At 64.3% G+C, this 16,569-nt stretch carries 12 protein-coding genes; 2 read left to right on the forward strand and 10 right to left on the reverse strand.

Going from position 1 to position 16,569, the window contains the following annotated elements:
* The 3 genes from KLP42_RS13260 to KLP42_RS13270 are packed head-to-tail and all read right to left on the reverse strand — an operon-like array spanning position 1 to position 2,978.
* Complete coding sequence (locus tag KLP42_RS13260; protein WP_215567224.1) at positions 1 to 1,518, reverse strand: ABC transporter substrate-binding protein; 1,518 nt, start codon at positions 1,516 to 1,518, stop codon at positions 1 to 3.
* A 15-nt stretch (positions 1,519 to 1,533) separates the two neighbouring features.
* Entirely contained in the window at positions 1,534 to 1,839 is a 306-nt protein-coding gene (locus tag KLP42_RS13265) for a hypothetical protein (RefSeq protein ID WP_215567225.1), read from the reverse strand.
* Positions 1,836 to 2,978: a CobW family GTP-binding protein gene (locus KLP42_RS13270; RefSeq protein WP_215567226.1), complete on the reverse strand. Its 1,143-nt coding sequence runs from the start codon at positions 2,976 to 2,978 to the stop codon at positions 1,836 to 1,838. The genes KLP42_RS13265 and KLP42_RS13270 overlap by 4 nt, the downstream gene beginning before the upstream one ends.
* A 537-nt stretch (positions 2,979 to 3,515) precedes the next feature.
* On the opposite strand from KLP42_RS13270, the gene KLP42_RS13275 reads away from it, so the two are divergent.
* On the forward strand, positions 3,516 to 4,406 hold the full coding sequence (locus KLP42_RS13275) for a helix-turn-helix domain-containing protein (RefSeq protein WP_215567227.1): 891 nt from the start codon (positions 3,516 to 3,518) through the stop codon (positions 4,404 to 4,406).
* 3 nt (positions 4,407 to 4,409) lie between these two features.
* On the opposite strand, the gene KLP42_RS13280 is transcribed toward KLP42_RS13275, so the two are convergent.
* Positions 4,410 to 6,533, reverse strand: coding sequence for a TonB-dependent siderophore receptor (locus tag KLP42_RS13280; RefSeq protein ID WP_502941299.1), 2,124 nt, complete (start codon positions 6,531 to 6,533; stop codon positions 4,410 to 4,412).
* 434 nt (positions 6,534 to 6,967) lie between these two features.
* Here KLP42_RS13280 and KLP42_RS13285 point away from each other — a divergent pair, with 434 nt between their 5' ends.
* The gene (locus KLP42_RS13285) at positions 6,968 to 8,017 is read left to right on the forward strand and encodes a siderophore-interacting protein (RefSeq protein WP_215567228.1); all 1,050 of its coding nucleotides are present in this window, start codon (positions 6,968 to 6,970) and stop codon (positions 8,015 to 8,017) included.
* A gap of 125 nt (positions 8,018 to 8,142) precedes the next feature.
* Here KLP42_RS13285 and KLP42_RS13290 read toward each other — a convergent pair whose 3' ends face one another.
* From KLP42_RS13290 to KLP42_RS13315, 6 genes are all read right to left on the reverse strand, one after another.
* A complete protein-coding gene (locus tag KLP42_RS13290) occupies positions 8,143 to 9,945 on the reverse strand; it encodes an NAD(P)/FAD-dependent oxidoreductase (RefSeq protein ID WP_215567229.1) in 1,803 nt (600 codons plus the stop codon).
* A gap of 122 nt (positions 9,946 to 10,067) precedes the next feature.
* The gene (locus KLP42_RS13295) at positions 10,068 to 11,141 is read right to left on the reverse strand and encodes a 2,3-butanediol dehydrogenase (protein ID WP_215567230.1); all 1,074 of its coding nucleotides are present in this window, start codon (positions 11,139 to 11,141) and stop codon (positions 10,068 to 10,070) included.
* 165 nt (positions 11,142 to 11,306) lie between these two features.
* Complete coding sequence (locus KLP42_RS13300) at positions 11,307 to 13,193, reverse strand: sigma-54-dependent Fis family transcriptional regulator (RefSeq protein ID WP_215567231.1); 1,887 nt, start codon at positions 13,191 to 13,193, stop codon at positions 11,307 to 11,309.
* A gap of 71 nt (positions 13,194 to 13,264) precedes the next feature.
* A complete protein-coding gene (locus KLP42_RS13305) occupies positions 13,265 to 14,557 on the reverse strand; it encodes a DUF2254 domain-containing protein (protein WP_215567232.1) in 1,293 nt (430 codons plus the stop codon).
* A gap of 204 nt (positions 14,558 to 14,761) precedes the next feature.
* Positions 14,762 to 15,517, reverse strand: a complete 756-nt coding sequence (locus KLP42_RS13310; RefSeq protein ID WP_215567233.1) for a TIGR04290 family methyltransferase — start codon at positions 15,515 to 15,517, stop codon at positions 14,762 to 14,764.
* A gap of 2 nt (positions 15,518 to 15,519) precedes the next feature.
* The gene (locus KLP42_RS13315) at positions 15,520 to 16,560 is read right to left on the reverse strand and encodes a UDP-glucuronic acid decarboxylase family protein (protein ID WP_215567234.1); all 1,041 of its coding nucleotides are present in this window, start codon (positions 16,558 to 16,560) and stop codon (positions 15,520 to 15,522) included.
* Between the last annotated feature and the right edge of the window lie 9 nt (positions 16,561 to 16,569).

Raw genomic sequence — 16,569 nt, forward strand, 5'->3', positions numbered from 1 at the left:
TCATTGCGCCCACCGGATTGCCGAGAGGCCGTAATTCACCTCCAGCGGATCCACCTCGACGCCGTTGATGCGCTTGCTGGATACGATGGCCAGTTCAGACCAGGTGACCGGAATGCTGGGCAGTTCCTGTTGCAGAATTTCGACCGCGCGCTTCCGAAGCGGTTCGCGAACCTTGGGATCGCTGGACGCTGCCAGCTTTTCGACGATCTGCTGCATCTCCTTGTTATCCCAGCCCATGGAGCCCCAATCGCTTCCGGTCGGGCCGTAATCCTGCAACAGCGTGCCCACGGGATCGGGAACGATGGAATACAGGCGCGAAACCAGACCCATTTCGAGAGTGCCATCCTTATGGCGGGCCGGGATCTCCGAACTATTGCCGACGGAGACCTTCACATCGATACCAACCTGGCGAAGCTGGGCCTGTAGCGCAGTGGCAAGCGGCGGCAGTTCCGGCCAGCTGGCATAGGTGAGCATGGTCACGCTGAAGCGCTTGCCGTCTTTCTCCAGAATGCCATCGCTGCCCGGTACCCAGCCAGCGGACTTGAGCAGGGCGCGCGCCTTGTCGAGATTCTTTTCCAGGGGCTGCACCTCCGGATCATTCCAGCCCTTCATCGCCGGCGGGAAAAGCTGCGTGGCGGCAAGATCGGGATTGCGCAGGATGACTTTGGTGGTACCCACACGATCGATCGCGGCACTGATGGCCTGCCGCTCCTCAACCTGATCAAAGAAAGGGGAGGCCGCATTGACCTTGATGAGCCGGGTGCGCGGAATGGTGGCGATGCGCACATCCAGCTTCGGATTGGCCTTGAGCCGGTCTACCGACACCGGAAGCATGGAAAAGACCAGATCCGCCTCGCCGCTTTCCGCCATCAGCGCGCGGGTTTCGCCCTGCCCTACGGCAAGATAGTTGACCTGCGCGATGCCGGGCTCTCCGCCCCACCACGTGCCGGATGCCTCCAGCTCAAGCCGCGCCGGAGGCGTGAGGCTTTTCACCTTGTAGGGACCGGTGCCGACAATGCGCACGACCTTGCCAGCCTCAAGAGAAGAGGGAGCAAGAATGATGGTGCTGAAATGCACCAGATAGGCAGGCAGCGGGGAAAAGGGCTTTGTCAGCGAAACGCGCACATCACCGCCTTCGGCTGCGATACCGGCAATCGGTGCCTGGGCCAGAACGCCGACACCGGCCAATGTGCGCTGAAGGCTTTCAGCAACATTCTCGGCGGTGACCGCCGTCCCATCATGAAACTTCGCGTTCCTGCGCAGCTTGAATGTCCAGACGAGGCCATCGTCGGACACCGACCAGCTTTCAGCCAGCCCCGGAACAAGCGCACCCTGCCTGTCGGTGGTGACCAGCGTTTCGGCCACCTGAAGGCGACTGAACACATAGCCTGTCTGCGCCGGCTCAATTCCGGCGATTTCCCAGGGGCCGGCAACCTTCAGAACCTCGGCACCGGCCGGGGCAACCGGCATGGCGGCACCGAGCATCAGTGTGAGGAAAAACGCTTTGGCAATAGGCATGGCCATATCTCTCTTTCAATTTTCTATCGGTATGGAAACAGTTGCGGCGCCGGCTTCGAGGAGAGCCGTGGAGACATCCTCCTCCGCCACATCCCGCAGCGCCTTGTGGATGGAGAACTGCAAAGTTGCGGTTCCCTGCATGACGAGGATCACGGTCTCCTTCGGTGGACAGCCGGGTACATGGCAGGCAAGTTCGCTGACGGAAACGACCGTATCCTCCGGTAACGCCAACTGGCCGCGCACCCAGGACTTGATGCTTCGGACGCTATCGACGACAGAGCCCGCCTTGCGCGCCAGCGGATTGACGAAAGAAGGGGTCATGCGCTTTTCCTCTTTTTCCTCTCCCCGCGCGGGGCCAGCACTTCGAACAGATCCCGGATCGGCTTGACCGGCATGTCCTGCCCGATCAGCACCACGCGGCTGCGCCTGTCCTCATCCGGCCAGCACGCCAGACGCTGCGGCGGGTAGAGACGATGCTGCACCGCATGCGCCACCAGCGGGCGCTCCGGCGTATCGGTCAGCGCGAAAATGCCCTTCAGGCGCAGCAGGCCCGAACCGGTATTGGTCGTGACGATGTGGAGGAAGGTTTCCACGGCCTCCGGCGAAAGCGGCACATCATGCGTGAGGCTGATCGCCTCAATCTCGTCGCCGTGCCGGTTCGGATCATGGCTGTGATCCGCAGCATCGCCGGGGTGGGAAGAAAGGCGCTCCAGCGCCAGCCAGCCCACCACATCCTCCGGCTTTCCGGTAAGCGAATAGGCTCCGGCCCCGAAAAGTGCGACAGGATCGAAATCGCCGCCGTGGCGATCCTGATAGACCGCAGCCGGATTGAGCCCGCGCAGCTCCGCAGGCCAGTCATGATGAGAGGCAGCCAGATCGGTCTTGGTCAGAACCACATGATCGGCAAAGGCAAGCTGTTTCCAGCCCTCCAGAAAGCTGTCGAGCATCGACCGCCCGTTCAGGACATCGAATGTGGTCACAACACGGGCCAGGTGGAAATGCCGGGCAACGACATGATCCCTCAACCCCATGGCCGGTGCACCGCCGGCAATGATGCTGTTGATGATGGGGGCCGGATCGGCAAGCCCGGTGGTTTCCACCACCACCCGCAACAATGGCGGGATCTCGCCCCGCCCCACAGCCTCGTGCAGCTCGTGGAGCGACGCGCGGATATCGCTTGTGGCCGTGCAGCAGATGCAGCCGGTCGTGGTGCGGACATAGGATTCGGAGCCGGTGCGCACCAGATCATGATCGATGGAAACGGTGCCGAACTCATTGACGATGACCGCCGTACCCGTCATGCGGGGATCAGCCAGAATGTCATTCAGAAGCGTGGTCTTGCCGGAGCCGAGAAAGCCGGTGAGCACGGTTACGGGAACGGTATCGCAGGCGCGCTTCACAGCGGGCTCCCCCGGTATCTGCCGCGCATCCGTGCGCCGGTTGAACAGAGCGCCGATCATGCCGCCCCCCGGCATGGTGGGGTCGAGCGAAAGGACGAAGTGGCGGCCGGTCCCCGGCCTTGCGGCATGGGCACGACACCCCTTCGCGACAGCGCTCGCGCGCCGGCAGTGCCGAGCACGCCACGGCTGCCGCCTGCATTAGCAGCGGCAGCACGGCGGACAGGGCCAGGCGCAGGATGGTCGGTCTGTATGCGCATGTCGGTCATCGAGCCCCCCGCAAACGAACAGGGAGCGTTTATGTAATGTTATTACATACGTCAACCCACAGGTTGCGACACGGCCGACAGACGCTGTGGATGGCGAGCGCCAGGCGTGCCCCATCGCCAGCGATCTTCGACGACAATGACCGGCAAGGGGCTGCTGCGGCCTCGGAGGATGGACGGGATGCCGCACCTGCGGCCGGCGCTCCCGCGGCGATGGCGGCTTTCCGAAATGGCTATTTCGAAGATGACTTTAATGGTAAGCTTATCGCGTTCCGCCAGAATCCAGGAAAGTCCGATCCACAGGGCTTTCCTCGACACCGAGGACCCCAGCGCCTTGAGCTACCTGCATTCGATGATCTGCCACACCGAGGGCATCCGCCCCCTGCAGCCACCGACATGGCGCGGGCTGGACGGTGCGGTGGGCGTCTACTGGGAGGCGACGGGCCATGCGGGCGCAAGGGGCTACTACCTCTCTCCGGACCCGCGAATCGTGATCTTCTTCAACGACGTGTCCGAGCAGATCCGCCTGACCAATGAAGAGCGGGCGCGCGCTTCCCATTACCGGCCGATGACGCGGGCGATCTACGTTCCAGCCGGCACCCCGATGTGGACCAGCTTCACAGCCATGCACCGCTTCTCGCATCTGGATCTCCACATGCATGCGGACAAGCTGGTGAAGATGCTTGCCCCCTCGGTGGGTCGCTCGGCGGCCCTTGCGGCGCTGCGCCATCCCGTCGAGGTGGAAGCGTCGCGCTCCACCGACATGCTGGCCACGCTGCTGGTGGAGGAACTGGCGCATCCGGCGCGCCACCCGGTACATGCGGAACATCTGGCGGCCAGCATCGTCACCGGGCTTCTCGACTTCACCGGGGAGCAGGAGCGGCCATGCGGGCGACTGACGCAGGCCCAGATGAACCGCCTGACCGCTCTGATTGCCTCCCGCGCCGATTGCCGCGTCAGCATTCCGGAGATGGCGGCCTGCGTCGGCCTGTCGGAAAGCTGGTTTGCCTCCGCTTTCAAGCAGACCACCGGCAAGACTCCGCTCCAATGGCAGATGAGCCGCCGGCTGGAGCAGTGCCGGCATCTGTTGAAGGCAAGCGATCTCAGCATCGCCCAGATCGCCGCGCAGATGGGCTTTTCCGACCAGGCGCACTTCACCCGGTCCTTCCGGCAGGTCGTCGGACAGACACCCGCCGCCTGGCGGCGGATGTTTGCCGAGGCGTGACCTCTACCAGGTCTGGCGGAGCGTCAGGCTGAACGAACGGCCGGGATTGTAGAAGTTCGCGCCGAAGCCGCCGTAATCCACATGCTTCTCGTCAAACAGGTTGGCGACGTTGAATTCGACCGCCGTGTTTTCCGCCAGCTTGTAGGTGGCAGCCGCATCGAAGACGACGTGGCCGTCCGTCGAAACGGTGTTGGCATCGTCGAAATAGTAGGACGAGGAGTAGCGGCCGCCGAGACTGAAACTCATGTCGCCGCGACGCCCGTCGCCCGGCAGCTTGTAGGTGGCCCATAGTGAAGCGATGTGATGCGGCACGAAGGCAAGTTCGTTGCCCTCGTTGCCATCCGCCCCGTTCTCGACGATTTCGGACGAGAGGTAGGAATAGGCCGCCGTCAGGCTCCAGCGATCGCTGATCTCCGCCTTCGCCTCCAGGTCAAGGCCGCGAACGCGGACTTCGCCGATGGCAGACTGCAGGTTTGTCACCGGGTCCGTGCGGGTGATGTTGCTCTTGGTCAGGTCGTAGACGGCCGCGCTGAACAGCGCCGGAAACTCCAGCGGCTGGTACTTCACGCCCACTTCATACTGCTTGCCCCGCTCCGGTTCCACAGTCAGCGATGAGGGCACGGCCGATTCCGAATAGCTGGCATAGGTGGCAAGCTCCTCCGTCCAGCGATAGCTGAGGCCGAAGCGGCTCGTGAGTTCGCTGACGTCGCCCTTGGTGCGCACGCCCGTCAGCCTGTCCGTCTGGTCGGTGTCCAGCCAGTCGTTGCGCAGGCCCATCGACACCGTCAGCCTGTCGGCGAAAGTGAGATTCTGCTGGACGTAGAGGGCCTTCGTATCCTGATCGGTCTTCAGGCTCTGGTAGATCGGCACCGAGGCCGGGCGGCCGGTATAGACGGGATTGAGCCAGTCGATGCCGGGTGCCGCGCCCCAGTAGTTCTTGTTGTCGGTCGAGGTCCGTTGATAAGTGACGCCGACAAGACTGCGGCTGTCGATCCCGTCGAAACTCGTGTCATACTGCAGGTGCGTATCCAGCACGACGTCGTCGACGGACTGATCATTGCCGAAGAAGGCGCGGCTGGCCGTGGTCGAGCCATTGGTCGGCGTCGAAGAGATATAGGCATAGCCGAAATCGCTGTCGGTCCGGCTGTAGCGGGCATTGGCACCCAGCGTCAGGCCGGAGCCGAAATCGTGGTCGAGCATCACGCTGACGGAATTGCGGTTCGTGCCGCGATAATTGTAGTCCGGTTCGCCGAAGAAGCGGCTGCGGTCGAAATCTGTGCCGAGGGGATGCCCGCCGCTACCCGGCACACCATCCTTGTTCAAATGATCGTAGACGATGCTGAGAGTGGTCACATCGCTCGGGCGCCAGGTGAGCCCGCCCATGAAGAACTTCTCGTCGTCGCGGGAATAGTCGTATTCCGCATCCGCCTTGCGGACCTTTCCGGTCAGGCGATAGGAGAGCGTGTCGTCCTCGGTGAGGTTGTCGCCGAAGTCGAAGCCCATCTCGGCGCGGCTGTAGGAACCGCCGCTGATATAGGCCTCGCCGAACCGCTCGCTCTTCGGTGTCTTCGTCACGAAATTGACGGAACCGCCTGGATCCGACACGCCGAATGTGGTCGAACTGGCACCCTTCAGCACCTCGACCCGCTCATAGGCATAGGCTTCCTCGCGAATGCCGCCGAAAGGATCGCCGATCATCAGCCCGTCGCGATAGACATAGGCATCGAACCCACGGATCTTGAAATAGTCGTACCGGTCGTCCGAACCATAGAAATCGGTCGAAACACCGGCGGTGTAGCGAAGCGCTTCCTCGACCGTCGAGACATTCCTCTCCTGCATCTCCCTGGCGGTGATCACCGAGACCGATGCCGGTGTATCGAGAAGCGCGGTGGGAATCTTGCTCGCCCCGGTGCTCGTGGTCGCCACGATCGACCGGGCATCGTCGTCGGCACCGCCGGCACCTTCGACCGTGATGCGTTCCAGCACCGTCGTTTCCTCGGCGGCCTGGCCATCCTGCGAAACGGCCGCAAGCGGTTGAAGTGCAACGAGTGCGGTGCATCCCATCAGCAATGTGAGGCGGCCCCTGCCCCGCAGGCTGGCCTTGTCCAAGCGTTCGATGTGCATCATCCAGATTCCAGAAGTTGAGCCGCCTCCCTGCAGGCGGCTGGACGCAAATGGCAGGGGTGCCGGGGTGCCGGACGAAAGCACCATGCCGCCGCGGCAGCCCCCGCGCCTCGTCATCCGCCTGCCGTGAAGGATCGCTGGACCCCGATATCCCTGTGCGCCGGGTTAACTTGATATCGATGCTCCAGTATTGTAGGAATTCCCTGTTTTGAAGGAAACCCCGGAAACTTCATGGCCACCCTCGGCGACGGCGAGCTTTGGCGTTGACGCCCTGCGGTGAAGCTGAGAGTTCATGTCAACTTCATCTGGAAAGAGGACCTGTGCATGCCGGATTGTGCCAGCCCCATTTGCAGGCGCCGCCGGCCGACAGCGATCGCCGCGGATCCACGCCCCGCCACGCCTGAAATGACCGCCCACCTGCCCGAGGAGGCAAACCGATGAGCCTGACCGCTCCATTCACCCTGTCCGGAACCGCTGTTCCGCATGATGCCAGACAGATGCTGGACCAGATCTGCGAACACTTCACCGAACACGCGAACGTCTCGCGCGTCGATGATATCGTGGTGATGAAGAACGACAGCGCGACGGCGGAAATCCGGCTGACCGGCGAACGGCTGCTGATCGACCTCGCCTCCCCCTCGGACCAGGCGCTGCAGATGGCCCGCATCATGCTGGCGGAACACATGTTCTACTTTGCCGGCGACAATCCGCTCGATCTCCAGTGGTCGGCGCCCGCCCCGCTCGGCACGATTGCCAATCTGCACCACGTCACCGTGACCGGCGCGCAGGACATCACGCCGCACATGCGCCGGGTGCGCTTCTCCTGCACGGATCCCGCCCCCTTCCTGGACGGCAACATGCATGTGCGCGTCCTGATTCCACCGCGCGACAGGCAGCCTGTCTGGCCGGGCATCCGGGATGACGGGCGGATTTCCTGGCCGGAGGGCGAGGATGCCCTGGTTGTACGCGTCTACACGATCCGCAAGGTCGACCTGCAGACGGGTGAGGTGTGGATCGATTTCTTCCAGCACCCGATGCCGGGCGTGGCGACACCCGGCGCCGATTTTGCACGCGATGCAAGGCCGGGCGACCGGATCGCGCTGCTGGGGCCGGGCGGCGGCGGGCGCCCGGAGGCGCAGTCTCTGCTGCTGATCGGCGACGAAACCGCTCTTCCCGCCATTCTGCGCATTCTGGAGGAGTTGCCGGCCGGCGCCACGGCCGAAGCCATCATCGAAGTGATGAATGCTGACGAGGAACAGGCGGTTTGTTCGCATGGCGATGTCAGCATCCGCTGGATCCACCGCCAGACGGAAGGCCGGACGACGGCCTTGCGCGAGGCCGCGAAGCAGGCGATCGCTGCCTCGCCCGCCGACCGTTACATCTGGATTGCCTGCGAGAAGGACGACGTGCGGGCGCTTCGCCCGCTTCTTAAGGGACCGGAGCGGGAAAAGGGCAGAAGCTACCTGGCCTGGTACTGGGAGCGGTAATCCGCAAGCCGTGTCCCGCACCGGGTTTCACCCGGCACGGACGCTGAACAGAAAACCTCCGTGGATCAGGTGGCCCGCATGGCCGGGCGAAAGCGGGCGCCGGTTTGGCCGGCGCCCCTGAGGGTTCAGGACAGGTGATGGGGCCGGGTGAGCCCATAGACCGGCGTGTCGAGACCGACCTGCCGTGCCTTCAGCTGCAGTGACAGATATTGCGAATAGTGGCGTGACTGGTGCAGGTTGCCGCCGTGAAACCACAGCGCCTGCTGCTGCGTCGGCTTCCACATGTTGCGCTGCTCGCCCTCCCAGGGACCGGGATCCTTGGTTGTGTTGGAGCCGAGACCCCAGCATTTTCCGACCTTGTCCGCCACCTCGCGCGAGATGAGATCGGCGGCCCAGCCGTTCATCGAGCCATAACCGGTGGCATAGACCACGAGATCGGCAGCAAGCTCCGTGCCGTCCTTCAGCACCACGGCGTTCTCCGTCAGATGGGAAACATCGACACCCGATTTCAGCTTGATCGAACCGTCGATCACGAGATCGCAGGCGCCGACATCGATGTAATAGCCGGAGCCGCGCCGCAGATATTTCATGAACAGGCCGGATTCATCGTCGCCGAAATCCAGCATGAAACCGGCCTTTTCGAGCGCCTGGTAGAACTCCGCATCCTGCTCGCGGATCCTGTCGTAGATCGGGATCTGGAACTCGTGCATGATCCGGTATGGCAGCGAGGCGAAGATGAGATCGGCCTTGCGCGTCGTCATGCCGCCGGCAACCGCCCGCTCAGAATAGAGATCGCCAAGGCCGATCTCCATCAGCGAATCCGACTTCACGATGTGGGTGGAGGAGCGCTGCACCATGGTGACATCGGCACCCGCCTCCCAGAGGGCCGCGCAGATATCATGGGCGGAATTGTTAGAGCCGATGACGACGACCTGTCTGCCGGCATAGGCATCCGGGCCCGGATGCTGCGAGGAATGCTGCTGCTCGCCCTTGAAGATGTCCTGGCCGGGGAATTTCGGCACATTGGCCTTGCCGGACATGCCGGTGGCCAGCACCAGCTGTTTCGGCCGCAGCACGACCTCCGTTCCGGCGCGTTCGACCACGACGGTCCATTCGCCGGTCGCCTCGTCATACTGCGCCGACTTGGCCGTGGTGGAGCCCCAGTAATTCAGCTCCATGACCTTGGTATACATTTCCAGCCAGTCGCCCACCTTGTCCTTCGGCGTGAAGACAGGCCAGTTTTCCGGGAAGGGAATATAGGGCAGGTGATCGTACCAGACGGGATCATGCAGGCAGAGCGACTTGTAGCGCTTGCGCCAGCTGTCGCCCGGCCGTTCGTTCTTCTCGATGATGATCGTCGGCACGCCAAGCTGGCGAAGCCGGGCGCCGAGCGCAATGCCACCCTGCCCGCCACCGATGATCACCACATAGGGCTGGACGGAATGGCCGAGCTCGGCGGCTTCCGCCTCGCGCTTTTCCTTCCAGGTCTTTCGGTTGCGGTCATGGCCGTGCTCGGCCCCCATCGGGCGGCGGAAGCCCTTCGGCTCCTCATGGCCCTTCAGTTCGGTCATGGTGGTCAGCAGCGTCCAGATCAGGCCGTCCTTCAGCCGGATATGGCCATAGCCGCGCGCGACGCCCGTCTCGAACTCGAACCAGCCTTCGGTGACGCCGCCGGCATCCGAAGCGGCCTCCCTGGTATCCTGCACGAAGTTCGAAGGCCGGATGGCGGCAAGCTGGCTTTGCAGCATGTCGCGGATCTGCTCGCGGCCTTCGAGTGTCTTGAGGTTCCAGGTGAAGGTTACCAGATCACGCCAGTAGCATTCGGCCTGAAACAGGTTGGCGGCGGCATCGATCTCGCCCTGTTCCAGCGCCTTGCCGAGTTTGGCAAGAACGGTGTCGATCTTGGTTGCGGGGCTGATATCAAGCATAGTCATCTCCTCCATGCGTGCTTGAGAGTTCGGGCCGGAGCGCCTCGCAATGAGGCGTTCCGGAAGACATCGCGGCGCCCGCCTGCCGGGCTCCTCTCCCGGGCAGGCGGTGGCCTTTGAGGCTATTTCGAAAGATCGATCAGGATCTTCAGCTGGGTGCCGGCGGGATCGAGCAGGGCGTCGAAGCCCTCCTTCACGGCGGTTTCGAGCGTGATGCGCTTGGTGACGACCTTCGTCGCCGGCAGCAGCCCCGAGGCGATCAGGCGAATGACGCGCGGCCAGTAATGGGTCGGATAGGCCCAGGAGCCCTTCACCTCGAGATCGCGGAAAGTCACCTGGAACCAGTCGATCGGGTTCTCATGCGGATGCAGACCCGTCTGCACCACCACGCCCTGCTTGCGCACCGCATCGACGCAGGCCTTCAGCGCATGTTCGTTGCCGACGCATTCGATGGCCACATCGCAGCCGACGCCGCCTTCCGTCAGCGAGCGGACGACATCGCCCACCTTGTCGCGCCTGGGATTGATGGTGATCACATCCGGCAGCACGCCTTTCGCCAGCTCCAGCCGGGCATCGTTGAGATCGGAGACGAACAGCTGAGCGGCACCGGCCGCACGCGCCGCCAGAAGCGTCAGCATGCCGATGGGGCCGGCGCCCGTCACCAGCACACTGTTGCCGGCGGTCACGCCGCCACGGTCGCAGGCATAGACGGCGACCGCCGTCGGCTCGACGAGCGCTGCCTCTTCATCCGTCATCTCCTCGGGGATCTTCTGGACATTGTACTCGTTGACGAGAGCGGCTTCGGCCATGCCGCCGCCAACCCAGCTGAGGCCGACCAGCGCCAGTTGCGTGCTGAGATGGAACAGGCCGCGATCGGCAAAATAATCGCCGGATCGCGGCATGACGAGCGGCTGGATGGAAACGCGGTCGCCGACGGCAACGGAGGTCACGCCCGCCCCGACCGCCTCGACCACGCCGCCGAACTCATGGCCGAGAACCTGCGGGCCATGCGCGCCGGTAAAGGGATGCGGCTCGGTCGGAATGAAGATCGGGCCATAGCTGTATTCGTGAAGATCGGTTCCGCAGATGCCGACGAAGCGGTTGCGCACAACGACCTGCCCCGGTCCAGGGTGTCCCGGTTCGGGGATGTCGTCGAGCCGCAAGTCCTTGGCTGCATGAAATCTGAGCGCGCGCATGTATCCTCCCTTGGCTGCTTTTGATGCCAGGAAGGGGTGCAATGGCCATGCCAGCGACGAGCGGCACCGCGAACCGCTGAAATGACTGGATTTTCCCGCATGGCACAGGGCCCGGATGCCACAGGTGTGGCGCAACAGCTGTGGCAGTTGCCGCAGTCGATCAGCTCAATGCGGGCGGTCGATGCCGAACCGTCGCAGGCGGCGATGCATGGTGGTGCGGTCGATGCCGAGCCGGCGCGCCGCCTCCGAGACATTGCCCTTGCAGGCGGCAAGCATGGCCCGAAGGTCCGCCGCGTCGCCAACGTCGCCGTGGGGGGATGTGGGGCCGACCATCTGGTCCGGCAGGTCCGCCACCTCGATCAGCCCCGCCTCGCAAAGGGCGGCGGCAAAGGCGATGACATTGTCCAGCTCGCGGATGTTGCCCGGCCAGCGGTAAGCAAGGATCAGCCTTCTCGCGGCATCGGAAAGCCTCAGCGGCCGACCGGACGGCGCGTGCTTTTCGAGAAGCCGGTCGACAAGCCAGGGAAGGTCGTCACGCTGCGAAAGCGGCGGCAGCGACAGCACCGCCGCATTCAGGCGATAATAGAGATCCTCGCGGAAGGTGCCGGCCGCGACCATCTCGACCAGCGGCCGATGGGACGCGGAAACGACGCGGAAATCCACTTTGCGCGGCGCCGAGCCACCGACCGGCAGCACCTCCCCCTCGGCCAGCACCCGCAGCAGCCGGCTCTGCGCGGCAAAGGGCATGTCGCCGATCTCATCGAGAAACAGCGTTCCGCCCTGCGCCTCCTCCACCAGCCCCTTACGCCCGCGGGCCAGCGCCCCGGTAAAGGCACCGGGCGTGTAGCCGAACAGTTCGCTTTCGATCAGCTGTTCCGGGATCGCCGCACAATTGACCGCCACGAACCGGCCGGACAGACCGCTCGTCTCGTGAATGATGCGCGCCAGATATTCCTTGCCGGTTCCCGTCTGCCCCTGGAGCAGGATCGGCAAACGGACCGGGGCGAGCCTGGCGATCTTCCGCCTCAGTCCGTCGATTGCCGCATCCTTGCCGCCAAGCCGGTCGATGGCCGGATCGGCACGCCGCAAACGCGCCGGCGGCAGGCCGGCGACGCGCTGCTGCGGCTCGATCGCATGGGCGTAGAGGAAGGTGCCGTCGCGCACGGCGATCCTGCGGTCCTGCGGCAGGCTGGCGCGTGTCAGCGATGCGAGTTCGCTGAGGCCGGCCTCAAAGAAATCCGCAACCGGCTGGCCGATCAGCAGATCCGGTCTTCGCCAGTCAAGGCCGCGCGAAGTCGCCAGAAGCCGCGCCCCGCCATGCGTCATGCCGGTGATGCGGCCGGCGCCATCCACGGCAATCGCCGCTTCCGGATCGACGTCGAGGAATTCCGGCGCGCCGGCGAAGCGCAGCACCAGGTCATGCCGGCTGTTGGCCATCAGGTTGGCAAGCTCGATTCGCCTGACCGTGGAGGAGACGAGATGGCGCGCCATGTTCTGGCTGGCCTTCAGGATCGGCGAACTCAGCAGCGAAATGTCCAGCACGGCGGTCAGGGCGCCATGCGTGTCGTAGATCGGCGCCGCGGTACAGGAAAGCGGGGTGTGCGTGATGTCGAAGTGATCGGTCTGGTGGATGGTCAGAGCCTCGCCGGTGGCGATGCAGGCGCCCACCGCACAGGTGCCGGCACGCGGCTCCGACCATTCGGAGCCCAGATAGAGACCGGCCTTGCGCAGGTTGTTGTCGAACGATGGATCGCCCAGGAATTCGACGGTGACGCCTTCCCGGTCCGACAGCAGCAGAACATAGTTCTGCTCGGCCACCTGCCGGTAAAGCCGCTCGAGGCCGGAACGGGCGATATGCACCAGGTCTTCCGCCTGCTGGCGATGCTCGCGCAGTCGTGTTTCCGAGACGATGACCGCCTCGCGTGCCTTTGCCGGATCGAGCTGATAGGTCTCCAGGCAGCGCCGCCAGGACTGGACGACAACCGCATCCCGCCCCGTATTGCTGCCTTGTCCGACGCGTTCGATTTCCCTGACGTGATCGGAAAAACCCATAAAGACACCGGCTTTCGAGGGCCGCCTCCCGTGATCCTCACCCGGATCATAGACCTTAAAGGGGCGCCTGCCTATGCGTCCTTGCCGTCGGGCCTCCTGCCGAAACCGTCGATCTCCGCGGCTGCCTTGCGCAGACGTAGCTTGTCGGTCTCGACATGCAGAACGGCCTCGGCTCTCGCCAGGGCCTCCGCCGCATGGCGAAGGGCGTTTTCGCGAAATCCGGCCCCGTTGAGGCGCGCGAGGGCGCCAAAGGCCTTTTGCAGCCGCAGTCCCACTTCGACAAGCCCCGCCCCGTCGCGGGCAATCGGCGTGAACAGGTCGTCGAAGAGATCCGCCAGCAATATGCCCCGCACATGAAGACGCGGATGCGACACCTCCTCCTGCGCCGCCTCCCCCGCCTTCCCGTTCCAGGCAGCCAGGATGCGCATGGCGCGCGAGATGACATCGATCGCCGTCCCCGGATCGTTGACGGCCGGTGACAGCGCGCGCGAGGCAATCTCGGTCAGAACCGCAGCCCCGAAACGCGGATCCTGATCGAAAGAGCGCGTATCGCCCAGCGTGAAGGCATCGGCAATGCGCTGGCGGATATCGTCCTCGATGGCAGCGCTTGCCACCGCGATCGCCTCATCCGGCGAGACGAGCTTGCCGGCAATGGCGAGAACGGCGATGTCGATTCCCGCCTCCTCGGCGATGGCGGACAGGGCAGCCGCATCCACATGCTGCACGTAGCCGATTTCCCGACGGAAGATCGGCACATTCGGAAAGCCGCGCCAGCGCTCCTGGCTGATCAGCGGCCTGCCGCCGAGATGGGGCGCCTTCCTGACCGCAGCGACAGCGGAAATCGCCACCCGCTCGACACGTTCGGTGGTTTCCGTCACGCGCCCGAGCCGCGACAGATGGTCGATCCAGCGCAACAGCGTCAGCACGATGAGGACGACGACGCCGATCGTGACGATGAACAGCACGAGGCGTCCCCGCTCGCCATAGGCCCCGGTGCTGAGCGTGATGATGCCGACGAGGCTGAACAGGAAGGAGCCGACGAAGGTCGCCAGCACGTTCTGCGTGGTGGTGTCCTCCATCACCAGCCGCGTGGCGCGCGGCGTGACACTGCTGGAGGCCGCTGCATAGGCGGACACCATGGTGCTGAGCGAAAAGGTGGTGACGGTCAGCATGCTGGAGGCGATGATGCCGAGGATGTTGTCGACGGCATCCGCGCCGATCTTGGTGGGCAGATGCGCCGGGATCCAGGGAGAGACAAAGGCGGCGAGAAGCGCCGTGGCAACGGCAAGGATCGAAAACAGCGTTGCCCGGAACCAGATCCGCCGGCCGATCTGCGACAGCCACCATGCCCATTTCGATGTCATCCGCGTCCCCCCGCCTGGTGCAGACAGACATAGCCCGCGCCACCGGCAGAACAAGGGGCGGGCGAAAGACGCGCCATGCGGCAGGCCCCGGCGGAAAGGCTTACCATCAGGGGTGCCCGCCGCGGATGGAGGGCCGGCAAGGATGACCGCCTGCGAGTGCCAGGCGTCGGTGCGGCACAATCCCCGTCCCGAGTGCCTTCCGTTTCAGCCGCAGGGCGGCGGCGGCACGGCATAATGGCGCTGGCCGCGGCGGCACATGTAGACCTCCCGTTCCGGATTGGCCTCGATGAGGAAGCCGGAGCTTCGCAGCATCGCCACGACGGCAGCCGTGTTGGGAATGAACCAGTTGGTCGGGTCCGAGGCATAGCGCTCCTCGACGAAGAAGAGGCGCGGATAATCCGGCCGGTCGAAGACGGACCATTCGGAGAAGTCGTAATCCTCCGCAAGCCGGGGCACACGCTCGTCGCCGCGCTGCAGGCACTGGAACAGCAGCCGGTCCTTCACCGCATGCTCATAGAGCAGGTCCAGCGCCAGAAGCGGATGACGGAGGTGATAGAGCACCCCCATGAAGATCACGAGATCGAAGCGCTCCCCCAGTTTGCCGACCTCATAGACGGACAGCTGGCGAAATTCGATGTCCAGCCCGGACTGCTCCGCGGCAAAACGCGCCTGCCGCAGATAATGGGGATCGGAATCGATCCCCACCACCCGGCGGGCATTTCGTCGCTTCATTTCCAGCGCGTAGAAACCGGCATTGCAGCCGACATCCAGCACGCTGCGGCCGGTCAGGTCCTCCGGCACCACCTGGCGAAAGCCCTGCCACTTGAAGTTCGGATAGTCGCCGAGGAAATGGTCGGGCGCCGTCTCGATGCCGCCGATGCGCAGGTTGTGAAACCAGGGCCCGAGTTCGGCGATCTTCCGGCGCAGGCTTTCCGCCGGCAAACCTCTTGCATTGTCCATGCCTACACCCCCAGGCGGATCCGGGGCCGTTGCGATACCGGACGACCGGCCGGCGGCGACAGCGGCGCGGCGGCATCGCCCAGGGTGGCGACGAACCAGTCGGAGGTGAGCCGGAGCCCCTCCGCCAGGGCAATCTTCGGCTGCCAGCCAAGCAGTTCCCGCGCGCGGGAAATATCGGGACGGCGGCGATGCGGATCATCCTTCGGCAACGGCCGATAGACGAGGCCGGAGGCGGTCGGGATCATCGCCAGGACCATCGCGGCGAGTTCGTTGATGGTGAATTCGCCGGGGTTTCCGAGATTGACCGGCGCATCCGGATTGACGTCCACATCCATCAGCGCCATCAGGCCCGCCACCAGATCGCTGACGAAGCAGAAGGAGCGCGTCTGTTCGCCGGTGCCGTAGATGGTGAGCGGCTGGCCGGCAATGGCCTGCACCAGCAGGTTCGAGATGATGCGCCCGTCATCGGGCTGCATGCGCGGCCCGTAGGTGTTGAAGATACGGGCCACCCGCACATCGGCGCGGCCGGCGCGCAGCATGTCGAAGCACAGCGCCTCGGCCGCGCGCTTGCCCTCGTCATAGCAGGCACGCGGGCCGGTGCAGCTGACATTGCCGCGATAATCCTCCCGCTGCGGATGCTCGGCCGGATCGCCGTAAACCTCGCTCGTGGAGGCCTGCACGAAGGTGGCGCCATGCCGTTCGGCCAGTGCCAGCAGATTGCCGGTGCCCTGCACGCAGGTCATCATCGTATGGACGGGATCGGCCTGGTAATGCGGCGGCGATGCGGCACAGGCGAGGTTGTAGATCTGGTCGACCGGCTCGTCGATCTGGTCGAGCGCGCAGACATCCCTCTCGATCAACCGGAAATTCGGGTGGTTCTTCAGCGGCCAGACATTCGCCTCGGAGCCTGTGATGAAACTGTCGACGCAGATGACCCGGTCGCCGCGGGCGAGCAGCGCATCCAGAAGATGCGAACCGACAAACCCGGCCCCTCCGGCAACGAGAACGGTTCTCCCCTGTCCGTTTCGGTTCTTGTGCAGCATGACACCTCT

The sequence above is a fragment of the Rhizobium sp. CSW-27 genome (assembly GCF_018760785.1).
GTDB lineage: Bacteria > Pseudomonadota > Alphaproteobacteria > Rhizobiales > Rhizobiaceae > Neorhizobium.

What these genes read in the sequence shown, in the direction of transcription:
- KLP42_RS13310 (WP_215567233.1), bottom strand. Translation starts at nt 15,517, where the DNA reads ATGGACAATGCAAGAGGTTTGCCGGCGGAAAGCCTGCGCCGGAAGATC.
- KLP42_RS13295 (WP_215567230.1), bottom strand. Translation starts at nt 11,141, where the DNA reads ATGCGCGCGCTCAGATTTCATGCAGCCAAGGACTTGCGGCTCGACGAC.
- KLP42_RS13260 (WP_215567224.1), bottom strand. Translation starts at nt 1,518, where the DNA reads ATGCCTATTGCCAAAGCGTTTTTCCTCACACTGATGCTCGGTGCCGCC.
- KLP42_RS13305 (WP_215567232.1), bottom strand. Translation starts at nt 14,557, where the DNA reads ATGACATCGAAATGGGCATGGTGGCTGTCGCAGATCGGCCGGCGGATC.
- KLP42_RS13270 (WP_215567226.1), bottom strand. Translation starts at nt 2,978, where the DNA reads ATGATCGGCGCTCTGTTCAACCGGCGCACGGATGCGCGGCAGATACCG.
- KLP42_RS13315 (WP_215567234.1), bottom strand. Translation starts at nt 16,560, where the DNA reads ATGCTGCACAAGAACCGAAACGGACAGGGGAGAACCGTTCTCGTTGCC.
- KLP42_RS13290 (WP_215567229.1), bottom strand. Translation starts at nt 9,945, where the DNA reads ATGCTTGATATCAGCCCCGCAACCAAGATCGACACCGTTCTTGCCAAA.
- KLP42_RS13280 (WP_502941299.1), bottom strand. Translation starts at nt 6,533, where the DNA reads ATGATGCACATCGAACGCTTGGACAAGGCCAGCCTGCGGGGCAGGGGC.
- KLP42_RS13300 (WP_215567231.1), bottom strand. Translation starts at nt 13,193, where the DNA reads ATGGGTTTTTCCGATCACGTCAGGGAAATCGAACGCGTCGGACAAGGC.
- KLP42_RS13285 (WP_215567228.1), top strand. Translation starts at nt 6,968, where the DNA reads ATGAGCCTGACCGCTCCATTCACCCTGTCCGGAACCGCTGTTCCGCAT.
- KLP42_RS13265 (WP_215567225.1), bottom strand. Translation starts at nt 1,839, where the DNA reads ATGACCCCTTCTTTCGTCAATCCGCTGGCGCGCAAGGCGGGCTCTGTC.